The organism is Clostridium sp. ATCC BAA-442, from assembly GCF_964239415.1.
Lineage (GTDB): Bacteria > Bacillota > Clostridia > Oscillospirales > Oscillospiraceae > Flavonifractor > Flavonifractor plautii.
Window position 1 is genome coordinate 43,707 of record NZ_CAXSQB010000030.1, and the last position, 1,608, is coordinate 45,314.

Consider the following 1,608-nt stretch of genomic DNA (forward strand, 5'->3'; position numbering starts at 1 on the left):
CCCCCCCCCCCCGCGGCTCTCTCCGCTCTCTGCGCGGCGCTGTGCGCCATTGTCCTTTGGGCCGTCCTGGCCTGGCGCTTCGGGGTGCCCACCAGTGAGAGCCATGCCCTGGTGGCCGGGCTCACCGGGGCCGCCCTGGCCCTGCCCGGCGGGCTGGACAACATCCGGGCTGGAGCCTGGGGACGGGTACTCCTGGGACTGGTCCTCTCCGTGGCGCTGGGCTGGTGGGTGGGCGGCCTGTGCCGCCGTCTGCTGGAGCGCCTGCACCCCTCCCTCCCCCTCTGCCGCCGGGGCCAACTGGCCGGGGCGGGCGCTATGGCCTTCCTCCACGGGGCCCAGGACGGTCAAAAATTTCTGGGCGTCTTCCTCCTGGGTGCCGCGCTGGCCCAGGGGGGCGGTGTGGGCCAAACCTTCTCCGTGCCCGGCTGGCTTATGCTGCTCTGTGCCGCCGTCATGGCCCTGGGTACCGCCATGGGCGGGCGGCGGATCATCGAAACCGTGGGTCGGGACATGGTGATTCTGGCCCCCCAGGAGGGTCTGGCCGCCGATCTGGGGGGCGGACTTTGCCTGCTCCTGTGTACGCTGGCCGGCCTTCCAGTGAGCACCACTCACGCCAAGACCGCCGCCATTCTCGGGGCCGGCTCCGCCGGCGGGGGGACGGTCAACCGCCGTGTGGCTGCCCGCATCGCCCTCACCTGGCTGTTCACCTTTCCCGGCTGCGGCCTGCTGGGGTTTTTGTTGGCCAGCCTCTTCCGTTCCCCCCTCTCCTGTGGTATACTGATGCCCGGTACGATTTTCTGACATTCGACACAGGAGGCTCCAACCATGTACCCCTACGACACAGTCATCTTTGATTTAGACGGCACGCTTCTGAACACCCTTCAGGATCTGGCCGACAGCACCAATTACGCTCTGGCGCTTCAGGGGATGCCCGCCCGAACGCTGGAGGAGGTTCGCCGCTTCGTGGGCAACGGCGTGGGGCGGCTCATCCACCGGGCCGTGCCCGAGGGGACGCCCGAGGAGGTGGAGGCCCGCGTCCTGGCCGACTTCCGCGCCCACTATACCCTGAATATGGAGCATAAAACCGCCCCCTACCCCGGCGTTCTGCCCCTGCTGGACCGTCTGGGGCAGGCCGGTATCCGCACTGCCGTGGTGTCCAACAAATTCGACAGTGCGGTAAAGGGCCTGTGCCATGCCTATTTTGGGACGCGCATCCCGGTGGCCATCGGCGAATCCCAGGGGGTAGCCCGCAAGCCCGCGCCAGACACGGTATTCCGCGCGCTGGAGGAGCTGGGCGCCGGAACCGGCCGGGCCGTCTATGTGGGCGACTCCGATGTGGACATCCAGACCGCCGCCAACGCCGGGCTGCCCTGCCTCTCGGTGAGCTGGGGCTTCCGGGACGCGGAGTTTCTCACCGCCCATGGCGCCCAGCGCATCGTGGACACCCCCCAGGCATTGGAGGCCCTGCTCCTCGGCGCATAAGGCCAAAAAGCACCCGCCATAGCAAAGCTATGGCGGGTGCTTTTTTTAATACATCAGGTTCTTCTCGGTCTCAGGGTCAAAGAGGTGGATGAGGTCGGGGCGGAAGGCAAAGTTGATCTCGGTGCC

At 67.6% G+C, this 1,608-nt stretch carries 2 protein-coding genes; both read left to right on the forward strand.

The genetic code is table 11. From position 1 onward, the window contains the following. Positions 1 to 801: inorganic phosphate transporter (locus tag ACESY8_RS13000; protein ID WP_498794768.1), on the forward strand; the 801-nt coding region annotated here is incomplete at its 5' end. A gap of 24 nt (positions 802 to 825) precedes the next feature. Continuing rightward, positions 826 to 1,482 (forward strand): HAD family hydrolase, encoded by a 657-nt coding sequence (locus ACESY8_RS13005; protein WP_024724210.1) that lies wholly within the window; start codon positions 826 to 828, stop codon positions 1,480 to 1,482. The last annotated feature ends 126 nt before the right edge of the window (positions 1,483 to 1,608 follow it).

Bases quoted from the DNA above. Each gene is read 5' to 3' on its own strand.
- ACESY8_RS13005 (WP_024724210.1), top strand. From the start codon at position 826: ATGTACCCCTACGACACAGTCATCTTTGATTTAGACGGCACGCTTCTG.